This is a genomic window from Streptomyces olivoverticillatus (genome assembly GCF_014203555.1).
In the GTDB taxonomy this organism is placed as follows: domain Bacteria; phylum Actinomycetota; class Actinomycetes; order Streptomycetales; family Streptomycetaceae; genus Streptomyces; species Streptomyces olivoverticillatus.
In genome coordinates this window covers 91,795-109,741 of sequence record NZ_JACHJH010000008.1, presented here as the reverse complement: position 1 = coordinate 109,741, position 17,947 = coordinate 91,795, and the positions used below count along the sequence as shown (strand labels likewise).

The following is a 17,947-nucleotide window of genomic DNA, read 5'->3' as shown; positions in this document are numbered from 1 at the left end:
CCACGCAGGTCACTTGTGCTTGTACTTCTTGACGGAGTCGTCCTTGGCGGTGTCGTCGGCATACTTCTGGATCTTGCTGATCGCCTCGTCGGGGGTGAGCCGTCCGGCCATCATCTCGCCGAGCGCCCCCACACCGATCTTCTCCTTCTGCAGTGCGACGTACCAGTCCTGGATCCGCGGATTCACCACGTTCTTCCCCGCTTTGGCGAGTGCCTCCTGGGAGGAGGCCAGACCGGAGGGAAGGACGAGGCCCTCGGTGCCGCCGTTGAGGGAAGTGAGCGAGGAGACCGACTTGATGAAGTTCTGCGAGGATTTCTTGCCGAGCATGGTGCGCAGCAGTTCCATGCCGCCTTGCGGGTTCTTGGCGTTCTTCGGCACGATGAACGGCTCACCGCCGGAGGCCCAGAGGGTGCCGAAGGGCATCTTGTCGCTCTTGTCGAGGCCGGACGGTGCGCCGACGGCCATCCGGAAGTCCTTCGGCGTGGTCTGCTTCGACTCATTCTCCACCCAGGAGCCGTTGGGGATGAAGAGCGCCTTCCCCTCGTTCCAGGCGGTCTGCGATTCGATGTGGGTCAGGCCCGGGGTGCCCTGGAGGATGTAGCCCTTCTTGTAGAGCTCGTAATAGGCCTCGAAGGCGGCCTTGACGGCCGGGTCCTTCCAGGCGTTGGGCTCCAGGTTGTCGATCTTCTTCAGCACCTCGACGCCGCCGATCTTGGCGATGAAGGGGTAGAGGCTGAACGGCAGGTAGTACGGGTACTTCCCAGCGTACGTCCAGCCCGCGATGCCCTTCTTCTTCGCCGCCTCGCAGACCTTGAGCATGTCGTCCCAGGTCTCGGGGTACTGCGCGCCGAGCTTCTCGAGATTGGTCCGGGAGTACCAGACGCCGTAGACGGTGTAGGCGTAATAGAGGATCCACGTCTCCTCGCCGTCGAACTGGCCCATCTCCACGACGCCGGGGCGCAGGGTGTCGCGCACCTTCTTGCCCGGGTCGTCGAAGGAGGGGGCGTCGAGCAGGGCATTGAGGTCGGTCAGCTGCTTCTTGCCGACGAGGGTGCCCATGTCCATCTGCTCGGCACCGGAGTTGTCGATGAGGTCGGGTGGGGTGCCGCCGTTGAAACGGGGCTGGAGCGTCGACTGGATCTTCTGGGTGGCCGAGTGCTTCACCGTGGCCTTGGGAAACGCCTTGGTGAATTCCGCCTCGGCGTCCTTGGCGTACTGCTGGCCGAATCCGCCGTCGAAGATGACGACGTCCAGCGGCGCGCTCTCATTGACGGCCAGCGGGTTCTTGGCGCTCTTCTGCCCCTTGTCGACCTGCTTTCCGTCACCGCTGTCGCCACTGGCGCAGGCGCTCAGCACGCTCATCGCCGGCACCGCGACCAGGCCGGCTGCCACCGCGCGCTTGATCAGATCGCGACGGCTGAATTCCGAGGTGGATCCCATGCGCAAGTCCTCGCCTTCTCCAGGACTCAGGCGGTGTGGCGGTCTCCCCTGTTGAGCCGGAGCGACGACGAAGGGCCCGACACCGCGGGTCGGTTGAAGCTTGGTGTGCTGGGCGTGCTGGGTGAGCGCCGGGTTGACGTCCCTTGCGGCGCTGCCGCCCGCCGCTCTCCCCCGGGTCCGGACAGCAGGCCAAAGCCGCCCCGGACGCCGACAGGTATAGTCCACTTCGCATCAACTGGGCAAGATCGGAAGCAGCTTTGGCCCTCAGTCTTTCCCGAGTTGAGACCTCTCGGGACGGCGGCGACACCAACCTCGGGACCCTTGACACCACTGACCTCTCACGCCCTACTTGTCACTGCGCAACCCCGAGTGACAACGTTGTCCGTTTGAGGAGAGGCAAGGGATGCGACCAAGACTCGGAGACCGCCGCTCGCGCAGACCCCGACGGCGGTGCGCCCGCCCCGCCGCCCTCCTCCTGTCCGCCGTCCTGGTGACGACCACTCAGCTCTCCTCGGGCGGTGCGCAGGCGGCCCCTGCCGCCCGGCCGGAGGCGGCCGGGGACCGCTTCGCCTCCTCCTTCGAGCCGGGCGAGCCGCAGCCCGATTGGAGCAACGAGGTCGAGACCGGGCCCGACGGACGGCGGCGGGCCTTTGGGGTGAACGGCGCGGACACCAGCGGCATCCCCGGCAATGTCACCGACAAGGTCACGGCCGTCCGCGCCAGCGGTGAGAACACCGAGGCCGGCGAGGTCAAGGAGAACCTGGTCGACGGCGAGAGTGCGACCAAATGGCTCGACTTCGAGCCGACCGCATGGCTGGAGTTCGGGCTCTCCCAATCGGTCACGATCGTCCGCTACGCGCTGACCTCGGCCAATGACGCCCCCGGCCGGGACCCCAGGGACTGGACCCTCAAGGGCTCCGACGACGGCCACGCCTGGACCGTCCTCGACACCCGCCGCGGCGAGTCCTTCGAAAGGCGCCTGCAGACCCGCGAGTTCTCCTTCGACGGCACGACCCCCTACCGGCAGTACCGCCTGGAGATAACCCGCAACGGCGGCGAGCCCATCACCCAGCTCGCCGAGGTGCAGCTCGCGACCGCGGACACCGGTGCCCCGCCCCCGGCCGACATGCGCAGCCGAGTCGACCGCGGCCCCACCGGCTCCCCCACCGCCAAGGCCCGCGCCGGCTTCACCGGCACGCACGCGCTGCGCTACGGCGGCACCCACCTGGCCACCGGTCACGGCTACTCGTACAACAAGGTCTTCGCCGTGCACACCAGGGTCACGCCCCGGACCCGGCTCGCGTACAAGGTCTTCCCCTCCATGCCGGAGCAGGACGACCGCTACCCCGCCACGCACGTCGCCCTCGACCTCGCCTTCACCGACGGCACCTACCTCAGCGAGCTCGGCGCGGTCGACCAGCACGGCGCCCGGCTGACCCCGCAGGGGCAGGCGGCCTCCAAGACGCTCTATGTCAACCAGTGGAACAACAAGGAGTCGGACATCGGCACGCTCGCCGCGGGCAAGACCGTCGAGCGGGTGCTGATCGCCTACGACTCGCCCCTGGGCCCGGCGAAGTTCCGCGGCTGGGTGGACGACGTCTCCATCGCGCCCGCCGAGCCCGAGCAGGTGCCCGCGCACCCCGCGGACCGGGCCGTGACCACCCGCGGCACCAACTCCAGCTCCAACTTCTCCCGCGGCAACACCTTCCCCGCCACCGCCGTGCCGCACGGCTTCAACTTCTGGACCCCGGTCACCAACGCGGGCTCCACCGACTGGCTCTACCAGTACGCCGCCGCGAACAACGCCGACAACCTCCCCACCGTCCAGGCCTTCTCCGCCAGCCACGAGCCCAGCCCCTGGATGGGCGACCGGCAGACGTTCCAGGTGATGCCCTCGGTGGCCGCGGGCACCCCCGACGCCTCGCGCGGGGCCCGCGCCCTGCCCTTCCACCACGCGCGCGAGAGCGCGAAGCCGCACTACTACGGCGTCACCTTCGACAACGGCCTCAAGGCGGAGATCGCGCCGAGCGACCACGCCGCGATGATGCGCTTCACCTTCCCCGGCGAGAACGCCAGCGTCGTCCTCGACAACGTCCGCAACCAGGGCGGGCTCACCCTCGACCCCGAGCACTCGGCCTTCACCGGCTACTCGGACGTGAGGAGCGGGCTGTCCACCGGCGCCGGCCGGCTGTTCGTCTACGGCGTCTTCGACTCCCCCGTCACTTCGAGCGGCAGGCTCAAGGGCGACGGCGGGGACGACAGCCCCACCGGCTATCTGCGCTTCCGGCCGGGCGCGGGCCACGCCGTGACCCTGCGCATCGCGACCTCCCTGATCGGCACGGACCAGGCCAAGGCCAGCCTCGGCCAGGAGATCCCGGCGGGCACCTCCTTCGAGCAGGTGCGGGACCGGGCCCGGTCCGCATGGGACGCCGTCCTCGGCCGGATCTCGGTCGAGGGCGCGAGCCGGGACCAGATCACCACCCTCTACTCCAGCCTCTACCGCCTGTACCTGTATCCGAACTCCGGCTTCGAGAACACCGGCACCACGGCCCGCCCGCGCCCCCGCTACGCCAGCCCCTTCTCGCCGCCCGCCGGGGAGAACACCCCGAGCCGCACCGGCGCGAAGATCGCCGACGGCGAGGTGTACGTCAACAACGGCTTCTGGGACACCTACCGCACCGCCTGGCCCGCCTACTCCCTGCTGACCCCCCGGCAGGCGGGCCGGCTCGCCGACGGTTTCGTCCAGCAGTACAAGGACGGCGGCTGGATCTCCCGCTGGTCCTCGCCCGGCTACGCCGACCTGATGACCGGCACCAGCTCGGACGTCGCCTTCGCCGACGCCTACGTCAAGGGCGTCCCCTTCGATGCCGAGGCGGCCTACGAGGCCGCGCTGAAGAACGCGACCGTCGCCCCGGTCGAGCCGGGCACCGGCCGCAAGGGCATGGACACCTCGGTCTTCCTCGGCTACACGAGCACCAAGACCCGCGAAGGCGTCTCCTGGGCGCTGGAGGGCTGCCTCAACGACTTCGGCCTCGCGAAGATGGGCCAGGCCCTCTACGCCAGGACGCACAAGGCGCGCTACCGCGACGAGGCCCGCTACTTCCTGGGCCGGGCGCAGAACTACGTCCGGCTCTTCGACGACCGGACCGGCTTCTTCCAGGGCCGCGACGAGCGCGGCCGCTGGCGCCTGACGCCAGACGACTACGACCCGCGGGTGTGGGGCTACGACTACACCGAGACCAACGGCTGGAACTTCGCCTTCACCGCCCCGCAGGACACCCGCGGCCTGGCCGCCCTGTACGGCGGCCGCGAGGGCCTGGCCAAGAAGCTGGACCGGTTCTTCGCCACCCCCGAGACGGGCACGGCCGAGTTCTCCGGTTCGTACGGCGGCATCATCCACGAGATGACCGAGGCCCGGGACGTGCGCATGGGCATGTACGGCCACAGCAACCAGCCCTCGCACCACATCGCCTACGTGTACGACGCGGCCGGGCAGCCCTGGAAGACGCAGGAGAAGGTCCGCGAGGTCATGTCGCGGCTCTACCTGGGCAGCGAGCTCGGCCAGGGCTATCCGGGCGACGAGGACAACGGCGAGATGTCCGCCTGGTACGTCTTCGGCGCGCTGGGCTTCTACCCGCTGGTGATGGGCCAGGGCGAGTACGCCGTGGGCTCGCCGCTGTTCACCAGGGCGACGGTCCGCATGGACAACGGCCACACCCTGGAGATCAGGGCGCCGCGCAACAGCGCCCGCAACGTCTACGTGCAGTCGGTGCGGTTCAACGGCCGCCCCTGGAACTCCACCGCGCTCCCGCACGCGCTGCTGGCCAAGGGCGGGACGCTGGAGTTCACCATGGGCCCGCGGCCGTCCGCCTGGGGCTCGGGCGAGGACGCCGGGCCCACCTCCATCAGCAAGGACGACGAGGTGCCCTCGCCCGAGAGCGACATGACCGTGCCCGACGGCTCGGCCCTCACCGACAACACCTCCCGTACGGACGAGGTCTTCACCTCCGCGGAGCTGGAGGTGGCACCCGGTTCGAGGATCACCTCCTACACCCTCACCTCCGCGGACCGCGCCCGGGCCCCGGCCGGCTGGGTCCTGGAGGGCTCGGCGGACGGCGACGGCTGGCACGAGGTCGACCGCCGCACCGGCGAGAAGTTCGCCTGGGACCGTCAGACCCGTGTCTTCACTCTCCACGACCCCACGGCATACGAGCGCTACCGGCTGCGTCCCCTGGGCGGTGAGGCGTCCCTGGCGGAGGTGGAGCTGCTGGGCCACGGCGGGCGTTCGGCCTGACCGAGCCGAATCCCGGCCGCCCGGGTCCGCCTCCGGACAGCAGGAAGGGCCGCACCCCGCGCGGGGTGCGGCCCTTTTGCCTGTCTGCCGCTTACTTGCGGATCAGGCTGCGCAGCACGTACTGCATGATGCCGCCGTTGCGGTAGTAGTCCGCCTCACCGGGGGTGTCGATGCGGACGACCGCGTCGAACTCGACACCGGTGTCGGTGGTGACCTTGACCGTGCGGGGCGTGCGGCCCTCGTTGAGCTCGGTCACACCGGTGAAGGTGAAGGTCTCCTCGCCGGTCAGGCCGAGTGCCTCGGCCGAGGCGCCCTCGGGGAACTGCAGCGGGAGGACGCCCATGCCGATGAGGTTGGAGCGGTGGATGCGCTCGTAGGACTCGGCGATGACGGCCTTGACGCCGAGCAGCGCGGTGCCCTTGGCGGCCCAGTCGCGGGACGAGCCGGAGCCGTACTCCTTGCCGGCCAGGACGACCAGCGGGATGCCCTGCTCGATGTAGTTGCGCGAGGCGTCGTAGATGAACGACACCGGCGCGTCGGCCTGGGTGAAGTCGCGGGTGAAGCCGCCCTCCGTGCCCGGCGCGATCTGGTTGCGCAGGCGGATGTTGGCGAACGTACCGCGGATCATGACCTCGTGGTTGCCGCGGCGGGAGCCGTAGCTGTTGAAGTCGCGGCGCTCGACGCCGTGCTCCGTGAGGTACTTGCCGGCCGGGGTGTCGGCCTTGATGGCACCGGCCGGGGAGATGTGGTCGGTGGTGACCGAGTCGCCCAGCTTGGCCAGGACGCGGGCGCCCTCGATGTCCGTGACCGGGGTGGTCTCCATCGTCATGCCCTCGAAGTACGGGGGCTTACGGACGTAGGTGGACTCGGCGTCCCACTCGAAGGTGTTGCCGGTCGGGATCGGCAGGGCCTGCCACTGGGCGTCGCCCGCGAAGACGTCGCTGTAGGACTTGTTGAACATGTCCTCGCCGATGGCGTTGGCCACGACGTCGTTGACCTCGGCCTCGGACGGCCAGATGTCCTTGAGGTAGACCGGGTTGCCGTCGGTGTCGATGCCGAGGGCGTCCTTGGTGATGTCCACCTTCATGGAACCCGCGAGGGCGTACGCGACGACCAGCGGCGGGGACGCCAGGTAGTTCATCTTGACGTCGGGGTTGATCCGGCCCTCGAAGTTGCGGTTGCCGGAGAGCACCGAGGTGACGGCCAGGTCGTGGTCGTTGACAGCCTTGGAGACCTCCTCCGGCAGCGGGCCGGAGTTGCCGATGCAGGTGGTGCAGCCGTAGCCGACGAGGTTGAAGCCGACCTTGTCGAGGTAGGGGGTCAGGCCCGCCTTGTCGAAGTAGTCGGTGACGACCTTGGAGCCCGGGGCGAGGGTGGTCTTGACCCACGGCTTGCGGGTCAGGCCCTTCTCGACCGCCTTCTTGGCCACGAGCGCGGCGGCGACCATGACGTAGGGGTTCGAGGTGTTGGTGCAGGAGGTGATCGCGGCGACGGTGACGGCGCCGTGGTCGATCTCGTACGTCGTGCCGTCGGGGGCGGTGACGGTGACCGGGTTGGTCGGCACACCGTCGGCGGCAGCCGGGGAGTCGGAGGCCGGGAAGGACTCCTCGCCCGCCTCGTCGGCGGTGGAGACGTAGTTGAGGACGTCCCGCTCGAACTGCGCGGCGGCCTCGGCGAGGACGATGCGGTCCTGCGGACGCTTCGGGCCGGCGATGGAGGGGACGACCGTGGAGAGGTCGAGCTCGAGCTTCTCGGAGAAGTCGGGCTCGGCGGCCGGGTCGAGCCAGAGGCCCTGCTCCTTGGCGTACGCCTCGACCAGCGCGACCTGCTGCTCGGAGCGGCCGGTGAGCTTGAGGTACTTCAGGGTCTCGCCGTCGATCGGGAAGATCGCGGCGGTGGAGCCGAACTCCGGCGACATGTTGCCGATGGTGGCGCGGTTGGCGAGGCTCGTCGCGGCCACGCCCTCGCCGTAGAACTCGACGAACTTGCCGACGACGCCGTGCTTGCGCAGCATCTCGGTGATCGTGAGGACGAGGTCGGTGGCGGTGGTGCCGGCCGGCAGCTCGCCGGTCAGCTTGAAGCCGACGACGCGCGGGATGAGCATGGAGACCGGCTGGCCGAGCATCGCGGCCTCGGCCTCGATGCCGCCGACGCCCCAGCCGAGCACGCCGAGGCCGTTGACCATGGTGGTGTGCGAGTCGGTGCCGACGAGGGTGTCGGGGTAGGCCTGGCCGCCCCGGACCATGACGGTGCGGGCCAGGTGCTCGATGTTCACCTGGTGGACGATGCCGGTGCCCGGGGGGACGACCTTGAACTCGTCGAAGGCGGTCTGGCCCCAGCGCAGGAACTGGTAGCGCTCCTTGTTGCGGCCGTACTCCAGCTCGACGTTCTGGCCGAAGGCTTCCTTGGTGCCGAACTTGTCGGCGATGACGGAGTGGTCGATGACCAGCTCGGCCGGGGCCAGCGGGTTGATCTTCGCCGGGTCGCCGCCGAGCTCCTTGACGGCCTCGCGCATGGTGGCGAGGTCGACGACGCAGGGCACACCGGTGAAGTCCTGCATGATCACGCGGGCCGGCGTGAACTGGATCTCCTGGCTGGGCTGGGCCTGGGAGTCCCAGCTGCCCAGCGCGCGGATGTGGTCGGCGGTGATGTTCGCGCCGTCCTCCGTGCGGAGCAGGTTCTCCAGCAGCACCTTCAGGCTGTAGGGAAGGCGTGCGGAGCCCTCGACCTTGTCCAGCCGGAAGATCTCGTACGACTCGTCGCCCACCTGCAGCGTGCTGCGGGCGTCGAAGCTGTTCGCCGACACGACAGTCTCCTTCATGCATGAATTCGCGTACTGCGGCCATCCTGCCGCCCCAACGCCACGCCCATCCGCTAAGGTACGCCTAAGTTAGGTTCACCTTAGCGATGCGATGGCGGTACGCCTCTCGGCAGATATCTCGATGTCGAGATAACTCTAATACATCACTGCCGATCGGTCATGCCCGGATAGGCCGAGCGGGCCTGTCCCCTTGTCGCCCGCGCACCGTCCGACCCACGTATACCCACGGTTCCCCCGCGCGGCGGAGGCGGCGCCCCCACGATCTCGCCCCGGGGAGCGACGGCAGGGAACACCCCTGTCAGCCAAGATCGAGAACGTCCCCGATCCGCCTCCAGAACCGGAGCATCACGTGTCCATACGGGTCCCGCGCACGCTCACCTTCCTGGCGCTAGCCGCCGCCCTGACCGCCACGGCCGCCGTGACCGCCGTCCCGGCAACGGCGGCGAGCCCCGCCGGAGGCGAGCCGCCGATCACGAGCACGTCGAGCCTCACGGGATGGGGCCGCATGGATTACCCCATGCCGGGCAACGACATCCGCATCACCGTCGACGCCCGTTCCTTCTACGGCGCGGGCCACCTCCCCGTCCGGTCCGAGGGCACCTTCCGCATCTCGCACCGCACGGACGCCATGAACGGGCAGCCGGCGTCCGAGAACTGGGGCGAGTTCACCGTCGACTGCCTGACCACCGGCGGCCCGGTCGCGACCGTGACCGGCACACTCGTCCGCACCACCCCCGGCGGCCCGTGGGAGAAGGCGGGCTATCTGAAGCGGCACATCCGCATGGGCGTGAGCGTCTACGTCGCCGGCAAGAACGCCGGGCCGAGCCGGATCGGGCTGTCCGGGGGCGCGGAGAAGGGCGAACTCCCACTGAAGAAGTGCATGGCCCCGGCGCCCGGCGCAACGGTCGTGGCGGGCGGCTACAGCCTTACGGACAGGGGACCGCTGAAGTAACTGGGCCCGACTCTTCGCGGGCGCGGGAGGGTTGAGCAGGCGGGCATTGGTTCATCAGTGCGAGTGACTGTTGGGCCGAATGGGCGGGGCAGTGGAGCTGATGGCCGTAGACCTAGGACAGTCGTCATGCTGCAGTCACGATGTCCGCGGGAGGACCGAATGAGCTCACAACCGATTGGCTCACGACCGCACACGTACTCGGCCGACGACCCCGAAACCGCACTCAAGTATGCGATCCAGCGCGTCCGGGGAGACCGGGCGGAGATCGTAGAGGGGGTCATTACCTTGAAGTCGCCGAGCTGGGGCCCTGAATCCGCGGCACACTCGATCCGTCGGCAGATCGATTCCACGGTGGAGAAGTTGGGCTGCATGTCGGGCTCCGGCGACTTGGACCTCCCCGGCTCCCCCAACTGGTATATCCCAGACATTGCTGTCGTGCCCGAGGACTTGGCCGAAGACGCAGGAGCGTTGACCCCTGATCAGACCCTGCTGATCGTCGAAGTCACCTCGGACTCCAACGGCGACACCGACCGGATCGTGAAGCGCCGCCGCTACGCAGAGTTCGGTGCCCCGCTCTACCTGCTCGTGGACCGGCAGGAGCGTTCATGCACCCTGTTCAGCGAGCCGGGAGAACTCGGGTACGCGCGGTCGGACGGCCCCCGCCCCTTCGGCACCCCCATCCACCTCCCCGCCCCCTTCGACCTCGATCTCGACACCTCGGAGTTCTGACCCGTCCTCACACCCCCGACAGCCCCGTTCGTACGAGGTCCAGGACCTCTTCGTCCGAGAGCCCCAGGCCCCGCGCCTCCGTCACCAGGCCGCGGATGCCCTCCATCAGCCGGGCGCGGCCCGGTGGTGCGCCGTCGGTGCTCACTACCGCTCCGCGGCCGCGGCGCAGTTCGATCAGGCCTTCCTCGCGCAGGCGTTGGTACCCCCGCAGCACGGTGTGGACGTTGACGCCCAGCGAGTTCGCCAGCGTGCGGGCCGCGGGGAGGCGTTCGCCGGGCTGGACGGAGTGGTCGGCGATGGCGCCGCGGACGGCCGCGGCGATCTGGTCGCCCAGAGGGAGCGGGGAGGCGGGGTCGAGGCGGATCAGCACGTCAGGCCCCGGTTTCGGCGTGGTCGCGGTCCGCGAGGGCGTTCAGGAGGGCGGCGGCCGTGGCGGCGTCGTCGACGGTGATGACGAACTCGCTGCCGGTGGTCAGGCGGGCCACCAGCGCCTCGCCGGAGCGGAAGGCGAGACCGCTGCGGCCGGGCACCGCGCGGTAGCCCCAGCCGCCGAGGTCGCGCAGCGGGTCGACATGACGGCTCGTCGCCGTCTCGATCCGGGCGAGGGGGATGCGCAGCCGGGGGCGGGGCAGGCCCGGTACGTTCGCGGTCAGGCCGTGCCGGTCGACGGTGACGCGCGCGCCGGACAGCAGGAGCACCAGCGGCCCCCCGGCGAACAGGGAGACACCCGCACCCCAGCCCACGAGCGGAACAAGCGCCCCTCCGGCGGCCAGGAGCGCCAGACCGGCGATGCGCAGCGGGCGCGAGGCGACGGAGCGGGTCCATGCGGCGCTCTCCCCCTTGCCGAGCGTCAGGCTCGGCGCCGCCGGGCCGGGCGGCACGGGAGCCTCGTCCCGCGGCGGCAGGCCCCGGCCCGCGAGGAGCCATCCCACCGCGCCCGCCGCAGCCCCCACCGCGAGGGCCGCGGCCGGTTCCCAGAGTGCGAGGTGGGCCCGTTCGGCGGAGCCCGCATGCGCGTTGCCCAGGACGACCGAGGTCAGCATGGAGCCGAGGAACCCGGCGACCCCGTACCCCACGGCCGTGGCCGCCCTGCCGGGTCTGGCGTCGAGCGCGTAGGCGAGCGCCGCGAGCAGCACTCCGGGTACGGCCATCAGGGCGAGCCCCTGATACAGGAAGGCGCCCGCAGTGGTGAAGCCGTCGGCGTGTCCGGCACCGGCGAAGTGCGTGGCCAAGGGGTCGGGCAGCTGATCACGGCGGGCCATGAAGACCGCCAGGAAGACGGCGCAGGCCAGCGCGTGGGGCGCCAAGGCGATGAGCAGACGGCGCACGGCGTGCGCGCGAGCTCCGGTTCGAGTCATCACACCTCCAAGTTATTCGCATAGTAGTAGAACAAGTGGAGAGGCTATGCACGAAGAGAAGAAATCTCATATCTGAGATACCGTCTGCCTCATGACAGACGCCTACCTCGGCCGTATCGGCAAGCTCATCCGTGACGCGCGCCAGCACCGCGGCTGGACCCAGAGTCAGCTCGCGGACGCACTCGGAACCAGCCAGAGCGCCGTCAACCGCATCGAGCGCGGAAATCAGAACATCAGCCTTGATATGATCGCCCGTATCGGCGAGGCGCTCGACAGCGAAATCGTCTCCCTGGGATACGCCGGCCCCATGCATCTGCGGGTCGTCGGCGGGCGCCGTCTCTCCGGCTCCATCGACGTCAAGACCAGCAAGAACGCCTGCGTGGCCCTGCTGTGCGCCACGCTGCTCAACGCCGGCCGCACCACCTTGCGGCGCGTGGCACGGATCGAGGAGGTCTACCGGATCCTGGAGGTGCTCGCCAGCATCGGCGTCCGGCACCGCTGGATCAACGACGGCAACGACCTGGAGATCGTGCCGCCCGCCGAGCTCGACCTGGCCGCCATGGACACCGAGGCGGCCCGCCGCACCCGCAGCGTCATCATGTTCCTCGGCCCGCTGCTGCACCGGATGGACCACTTCAAGATCCCGTACGCGGGCGGCTGCGACCTCGGCACCCGCACCGTCCAGCCGCACATGACGGCGCTGCGCCACTTCGGCCTGGAGATCACCGCCACCGACGGCACCTACCACGCCCAGGTCGACCGTTCGGTCGCACCCACCCGGGCGATCGTGCTGACAGAGCGCGGCGACACCGTGACCGAGAACGCCCTGCTGGCCGCCGCCCGGCACGACGGCGTGACCGTCATCCGCAACGCCAGCTCCAACTACATGGTCCAGGACCTGTGCTTCTTCCTGGAGGAGCTGGGCGTACGGGTCGAGGGCGTCGGCACCACCACGCTCACCGTGCACGGCGTGGCCACCATCGACCGCGACGTGGACTACGCGCCCTCCGAGGACCCGGTCGAGGCGATGAGCCTGCTGGCCGCCGCCGTGGTGACGGAGTCGGAGCTGACGATCCGCCGGGTGCCGGTCGAGTTCATGGAGATCGAGCTGGCCGTCCTGGAGGAGATGGGCCTCGACCACGAGCGCAGCGCGGAGTACCGGGCGGACAACGGCCGGACGCGGCTGGTGGACCTGACCGTGCGCCCCTCCAAACTGCGGGCGCCCATCGACAAGATCCACCCGATGCCGTTCCCCGGCCTCAACATCGACAACGTGCCCTTCTTCGCGGCCATCGCCGCCGCCGCCCAGGGCCAGACCCTCATCCACGACTGGGTCTACGACAACCGCGCCATCTACCTCACCGACCTCAACCGGCTCGGTGCGGACGTCAAGCTGCTCGACCCGCACCGGGTGCTGGTCGAGGGGCCGACGCGCTGGCGGTCGGCGGAGATGATGTGCCCGCCCGCGCTGCGGCCCGCGGTCGTCGTGCTGCTGGCGATGATGGCGGCGGAGGGCACGTCGGTGCTGCGCAACGTGTACGTCATCAACCGGGGTTACGAGGACCTGGCCGAGCGGCTCAACTCGATCGGCGCGCAGATCGAGACGTTCCGCGACATCTGACGACACACCGCGCCTCAACCCGGCGGCAGTTCGGACGACATCGGGCCGCCACAGGTCGCATCCTCCGCCGCAATATAGAGGAAACATGTCCGGGGTCAGGACGCTGGCTCACATGATGAAGAGCACTCGCGTTCTGCCCAAGGTTCTCGCCGTCGCGGCCGCCGGGGCGGCCCTGATGACCGCCGCCGCACCGGTGATGGCCTCCACCCCCGCTGCTGCGGCGTCGTCCCAGCCGTGCGGCTGGTCTCGCACCGACAACATCAACTACTGGAACAACTGCACCGACACCCCCGTCACCGTCCACTACCAGTACATGGAGGGCATCAGCGGCCAGCAGTGCGTGGAGCCCAGAACCGTCTGGGCGGCGCCCTCGGACGTGAGCATCGTCTGGAACGCCACGGCCGGCTGCTGACCCTCGCGCGCACAGACACCCTCGGCCCCGGGCAGCACGGCCCGGGGCCGAGGGCTATCCGGTACCCGGCGCACCGTCCTCGGGCAGCACGGCCACCCCGTCCAGTTCGATCAGGGCCTCCTCGTCCCAGAGCCGGACCACACCGACGGCGGCCATGGCCGGGTAGTCGCGGCACGCAAGGGCCCGCCAGATCCGGCCGAGTTCGGGAGCGTGCGCGCGGTAGGCGCCCAAGTCCGTGGCGTAGACGGTCATCCGTGCCAGGTGCTCCGGCCCGCCCCCGGCGGCGCGCAGGGCGGCCAGGAGGTTGGCCAGGGCCCGCTCGAACTGCTCGGGGAGGCCACCGCCGACGAGCGTGCCGTGCGCGTCGAGCGCGGTCTGGCCGGCGAGGAAGACCAGGCGGCCGCCGGTGGCCGTGACGGCGTGGGTGAAGCCCGTGGGCGGACAGAGCCCGGCGGGGTTGATCCGTTCCAGGCCCGCCGGCGTGGCCGGCTCCTCGTTCACCGGCACGGCTCCTCCTTCACGCGCTTCCCGGCTCCGTCATGCCGCCGGTACAACTCCCTTGCGATGATCGTGCGCTGTACCTCGCTCGCCCCCTCGTATATCCGGGGCGCACGCACCTCCCGGTAGAGGTGTTCCAGGAGGTGACCGCGCTCCAGCGCGCGGGCGCCGTGGATCTGGACGGCGGCGTCCACGACCTCCTGCGCGGTCTCGGTGGCGAAGAGTTTGGCCATGGCCGAGCGTCCCGCCACGCCGGGCTCGCCCGCGTCGTAGGCCGCGGCGGCCGCATGGACGAGCAGGGCGGCGGCCTCGATGCGGGTGGCCATGTCGGCCAGCCGGTGCGAGACGGCCTGCAAGTCCTTCAACGGCCCGCCGAACGCCTGTCGCCGGCCCGCGTGCGCCACGGCCGCGCCGAGAGCCGCCCGCGCCATGCCCACGGCGAAGGCACCCACGCTCGGCCGGAACAGGTCCAGCGTGCCCATCGCCACCCGGAAGCCCTCGCCGACCTCGCCGAGGACGTCGTCGGGGCCGACCGGCACCGCGTCGAAGGCGAGCGCGCCGACCGGGTGCGGGGCGAGCATCTCCAGCGGCCGGCCCGTGAGGCCTGGACGGTCCGCGGGCACGAGGAAGGCGGTGATGCCGCGGGCGCCGGGCGCCGGGCCGGTACGGGCGAAGACGGTGTAGAGGTCGGCCTCCGGGGCGTTGGAGATCCAGCACTTGTCGCCGGTGAGCCGCCAGCCCGCCCCGTCCGGTTCGGCCCGCAGGGACAGCGCCGCCGCGTCGGAGCCCGCCCCGGGCTCGCTGAGCGCGAAGGCGGCGACCACGCGGCCCGCGACGACCTCCGGCAGCCATCGCGAACGCTGCGCGTCCGTGCCGTACCGCACCACGGGGTGGCTGCCCAAGGCCTGCAGCGCGAGGGCGGTTTCCGCCTCCGTACACTCCTGGGCCAGCGACTCCCGCAGCAGGCACAGGTCCATGGCGCCGACCGAGCTGTGAAGCGGCAAGACCCTTGCCAGCAGGCCGAGTTCGGCGAGCTCCCTGATCAGCAGCCGGTTGACGCGGCCGGGCGCGCCCCGGTCCGCCAGTGGCCGCAGCCGTCGCGCCGCCAGCTCGCGCAGCTCGGCGCACCAGGCGCGCTGTCCGGCATCCAGTGCGAACGGTGTCGTCACCGGACCGCCCTCCCTCTGAGCACACTTATCGCGCTCGGTTGACTGCCGTCACCAAGTCGCTACGCTGACAGCGGATCCGTATCGCTGGCAAGACCCCCGTTCACCTCCTTCTTCCTCGGCGCGAGGGGGCGCATCCGCGATGGAACTCTCGCCGTCGGCGCATGCCGACACTTTCCCGCGGGACCACCTCCCGCCCACCGAGCAGTGGCCGGACCTCCGCTTCGACCTGCCCGGCGCGCCACCCGGCCTGCGTCCGCCCGACCGGCTCAACTGCGGTGCGGAGCTGCTGGATGCGACGATCGCCCGGCTCGGCCCGCACCGGCCCGCCCTGCGGGACAGGGACGGGACCGTGTGGTCGTACGGCGAACTCGCCCGCCGCGTCGACCGGATCGCGCACACCCTCACCGACGACCTCGGCGTGCGGCCAGGCAACCGGGTGCTGCTGCGCGGTCCGACCACACCCCATCTCGCGGCCTGCTGGCTGGCGGTGATGAAGGCAGGCGGCGTGGCCGTGACCGTCCTGGCCGCCCAGCGGCCGCAGGAACTGGCGGCGATCTGCCGCCTGGCCGACGTCCGGCACGCCCTGTGTGACACCCGATCGGCCGACGACCTGGTGTCCGCTGCGGTGCCACACTTACGGATTACTCGTTTCGGCGGCGACGGTGCGGACGACCTTCTGCGGCTCTCGGCAAACAAACCCGCATCCTATGCGGCCTCGGACACCTCCGCCGACGACGTCGCACTGATCGCGTTCACCTCCGGCACCACCGGAGCACCCAAGGGCTGCACGCACTTCCACCGGGACGTGCTGGCCGTCGCCGACACCTTCTCCGCGCACGTCCTGCGCCCGCGCCCCGACGACGTCTTCGCGGGCAGCCCACCCCTGGGGTTCACCTTCGGCCTCGGCGGTCTGGTCGTCTTCCCGCTCCGCGCCGGCGCCTCGGCGCTGCTCGCCGACTGGCAGGGGCCGCAGCAGCTGCTGGCCGACGTCGAACGCCACCGCGTCACCGTGCTGTTCACCGCCCCCACGGCCTACCGCGCCATGCTCGAACCGCTCGGCTCGTACGACACCTCCTCGCTGCGCAGATGCGTCTCGGCGGGCGAGCACCTGCCCGCCGACCTCTGGCACGACTGGCGGGGCGCGACCGGACTGCGCCTGATCAACGGCATCGGCACCACCGAAATGCTGCACATCTTCGTCTCCGCGGCCGACGACGCCGCCCGCCCCGGTGCCACGGGCCTTCCGGTGCCCGGCTACGAGGCGCGCGTCCTCGGCCCCGACGGCCGCCCCGCACCCGACGGCGAACCCGGCCTGCTGGCCGTGCGCGGCCCCACCGGCTGCCGCTACCTGACCGGCGCGCAGGGAGCACCCGCGCAACAAGCCGCCTACGTCCGCGACGGCTGGAACCTGACGGGCGACACCTACATCCGCGAACCGGACGGCTACTTGCGCTTCGTGGCCCGCGCCGACGACATGATCATTTCCGCCGGTCTCAACATCGCGGGCCCCGAGGTCGAGGAGGCGCTGCTGCGCCACCCGGACGTCCTCGAAGCGGCCGTCGTCGGCCGTCCGGACGCGCACCGCGGCGCGGCGGTCGTCGCCTTCGTCGTCCTGCGGCCCGGCGTCCCGCGCACCGGGGAAACCGCTGCGCATTTGCGGGAGTTCACCAAAAAGGAGATCGTTCCCTACAAGTGCCCTCGCGAGATCGAGTTCCTCGACTCCCTGCCGCGCACGCCCACCGGCAAACTGCAGCGATTCCGGCTGCGCACAGGCGCTTTACAGTTTCCCCGTGACTGACCAGCGCCTGACCGACCAGCAACCGCCGCACACTCCACGGTCCCTCATCGTCACCTTCTACGGCGCCTACGGGCGCGGCAGCGCCGAAGCCCCGGCCGGCCCGGTCCCGATCGCCTCCCTGATCCGGCTGTTGGGCACGGTGGGCGTCGACTCGCCGTCGGTGCGCTCCGCCGTCTCCCGGCTCAAGCGGCGCGGGCTGCTCGTGGCCGGGCGCACGGCGGACGGCGCCGCCGGGTACGGGCTCTCGTCCGCCGCCCGCGAGCTGCTGGCGGACGGCGACCGGCGCATCTACGGGCGCCCCGCCGCCCGTTCCGCCCAAGGCTGGCTGCTGGCCGTCTTCTCGGTGCCCGAACAGGAGCGGCACAAGCGGCACTTGCTGCGCTCCAGACTCTCCCGGCTCGGCTTCGGGACGGCCGCGCCCGGGGTGTGGATCGCCCCCGCGCACGTACACGAGGAGACCCGGCACACGCTGGAACGGCTGGATCTGGACCGTTACGTCGATCTGTTCCGCGGCTGCCACCTGGGGTTCGAGCCCACCGCCGCTTCGGTGGCCCGCTGGTGGGACCTGGAGGCGCTGGCCACGCAGCACCGGGCGTTCCTGGACGCCCACGAGCCCGTACTGCGCCGCTGGGCGCGGCGGCGTCCGGTGCCGCCGGAGGCCGCCTACCGCGACTACCTGCTGGCGCTGGACTCCTGGCGGCGGCTGCCGTACGCGGACCCGGGGCTGCCGGCCTCGCTGCTTCCCGCCGAGTGGCCGGGCGGGCGGGCGGCCCGGGTCTTCGCGGCGCTGCACGGGCGGCTGCGGGACGCGGGGGCACAGTTCGTGGGCGCAGCGCCGGCGTAGGTGCTCCGCTC

General features: G+C 70.7%; 13 protein-coding genes. 7 read left to right on the top strand and 6 right to left on the bottom strand.

What is annotated here, in order from left to right:
- Positions 1-9: 9 nt before the first annotated feature.
- Positions 10-1,440 (bottom strand): N-acetylglucosamine/diacetylchitobiose ABC transporter substrate-binding protein, encoded by a 1,431-nt coding sequence (ngcE, locus tag FHS39_RS23205; protein WP_184351380.1) that lies wholly within the window; start codon positions 1,438-1,440, stop codon positions 10-12.
- Positions 1,441-1,843: 403 nt separating this feature from the next.
- Between ngcE and FHS39_RS23200 the strand changes: the two genes are divergently transcribed.
- Positions 1,844-5,734 (top strand): GH92 family glycosyl hydrolase, encoded by a 3,891-nt coding sequence (locus FHS39_RS23200; protein ID WP_184351379.1) that lies wholly within the window; start codon positions 1,844-1,846, stop codon positions 5,732-5,734.
- Between the two features lie 91 nt (positions 5,735-5,825).
- Here the strand turns inward: FHS39_RS23200 and acnA are convergent, their stop codons facing one another.
- Positions 5,826-8,540 carry an aconitate hydratase AcnA gene (acnA, locus tag FHS39_RS23195; protein ID WP_184351378.1) on the bottom strand — a complete coding sequence of 905 codons (2,715 nt, stop codon included), beginning with the start codon at positions 8,538-8,540 and terminating at the stop codon, positions 5,826-5,828.
- Positions 8,541-8,904: 364 nt separating this feature from the next.
- On the opposite strand from acnA, the gene FHS39_RS23190 reads away from it, so the two are divergent.
- The gene (locus FHS39_RS23190) at positions 8,905-9,507 is read left to right on the top strand and encodes a hypothetical protein (protein WP_184351377.1); all 603 of its coding nucleotides are present in this window, start codon (positions 8,905-8,907) and stop codon (positions 9,505-9,507) included.
- Between the two features lie 159 nt (positions 9,508-9,666).
- The gene (locus FHS39_RS23185) at positions 9,667-10,236 is read left to right on the top strand and encodes a Uma2 family endonuclease (protein WP_184351376.1); all 570 of its coding nucleotides are present in this window, start codon (positions 9,667-9,669) and stop codon (positions 10,234-10,236) included.
- A 7-nt stretch (positions 10,237-10,243) separates the two neighbouring features.
- On the opposite strand, the gene FHS39_RS23180 is transcribed toward FHS39_RS23185, so the two are convergent.
- Both FHS39_RS23180 and FHS39_RS23175 read right to left on the bottom strand, forming a co-directional pair.
- Positions 10,244-10,606: a GntR family transcriptional regulator gene (locus FHS39_RS23180; protein ID WP_184351375.1), complete on the bottom strand. Its 363-nt coding sequence runs from the start codon at positions 10,604-10,606 to the stop codon at positions 10,244-10,246.
- A gap of 1 nt (position 10,607) precedes the next feature.
- Positions 10,608-11,594, bottom strand: a complete 987-nt coding sequence (locus tag FHS39_RS23175; RefSeq protein ID WP_184351374.1) for a hypothetical protein — start codon at positions 11,592-11,594, stop codon at positions 10,608-10,610.
- A 91-nt stretch (positions 11,595-11,685) separates the two neighbouring features.
- Between FHS39_RS23175 and FHS39_RS23170 the strand changes: the two genes are divergently transcribed.
- The gene (locus FHS39_RS23170) at positions 11,686-13,215 is read left to right on the top strand and encodes a helix-turn-helix domain-containing protein (protein ID WP_045932382.1); all 1,530 of its coding nucleotides are present in this window, start codon (positions 11,686-11,688) and stop codon (positions 13,213-13,215) included.
- 112 nt (positions 13,216-13,327) lie between these two features.
- Positions 13,328-13,627 carry a DUF6355 family natural product biosynthesis protein gene (locus FHS39_RS23165; protein ID WP_184351373.1) on the top strand — a complete coding sequence of 100 codons (300 nt, stop codon included), beginning with the start codon at positions 13,328-13,330 and terminating at the stop codon, positions 13,625-13,627.
- 54 nt (positions 13,628-13,681) lie between these two features.
- On the opposite strand, the gene FHS39_RS23160 is transcribed toward FHS39_RS23165, so the two are convergent.
- Together FHS39_RS23160 and FHS39_RS23155 are read right to left on the bottom strand one after the other, a co-directional pair.
- On the bottom strand, positions 13,682-14,128 hold the full coding sequence (locus FHS39_RS23160) for a Rid family hydrolase (RefSeq protein ID WP_184351372.1): 447 nt from the start codon (positions 14,126-14,128) through the stop codon (positions 13,682-13,684).
- A complete protein-coding gene (locus FHS39_RS23155) occupies positions 14,125-15,294 on the bottom strand; it encodes an acyl-CoA dehydrogenase family protein (RefSeq protein ID WP_184351371.1) in 1,170 nt (389 codons plus the stop codon). Before FHS39_RS23155 ends, FHS39_RS23160 begins: the two co-directional genes overlap by 4 nt.
- A gap of 139 nt (positions 15,295-15,433) precedes the next feature.
- Here FHS39_RS23155 and FHS39_RS23150 point away from each other — a divergent pair, with 139 nt between their 5' ends.
- Positions 15,434-17,092 carry an AMP-binding protein gene (locus FHS39_RS23150; protein WP_184351370.1) on the top strand — a complete coding sequence of 553 codons (1,659 nt, stop codon included), beginning with the start codon at positions 15,434-15,436 and terminating at the stop codon, positions 17,090-17,092.
- Positions 17,093-17,099: 7 nt separating this feature from the next.
- Positions 17,100-17,936 (top strand): PaaX family transcriptional regulator, encoded by an 837-nt coding sequence (locus FHS39_RS23145; RefSeq protein WP_184351476.1) that lies wholly within the window; start codon positions 17,100-17,102, stop codon positions 17,934-17,936.
- Positions 17,937-17,947 lie beyond the last annotated feature (11 nt).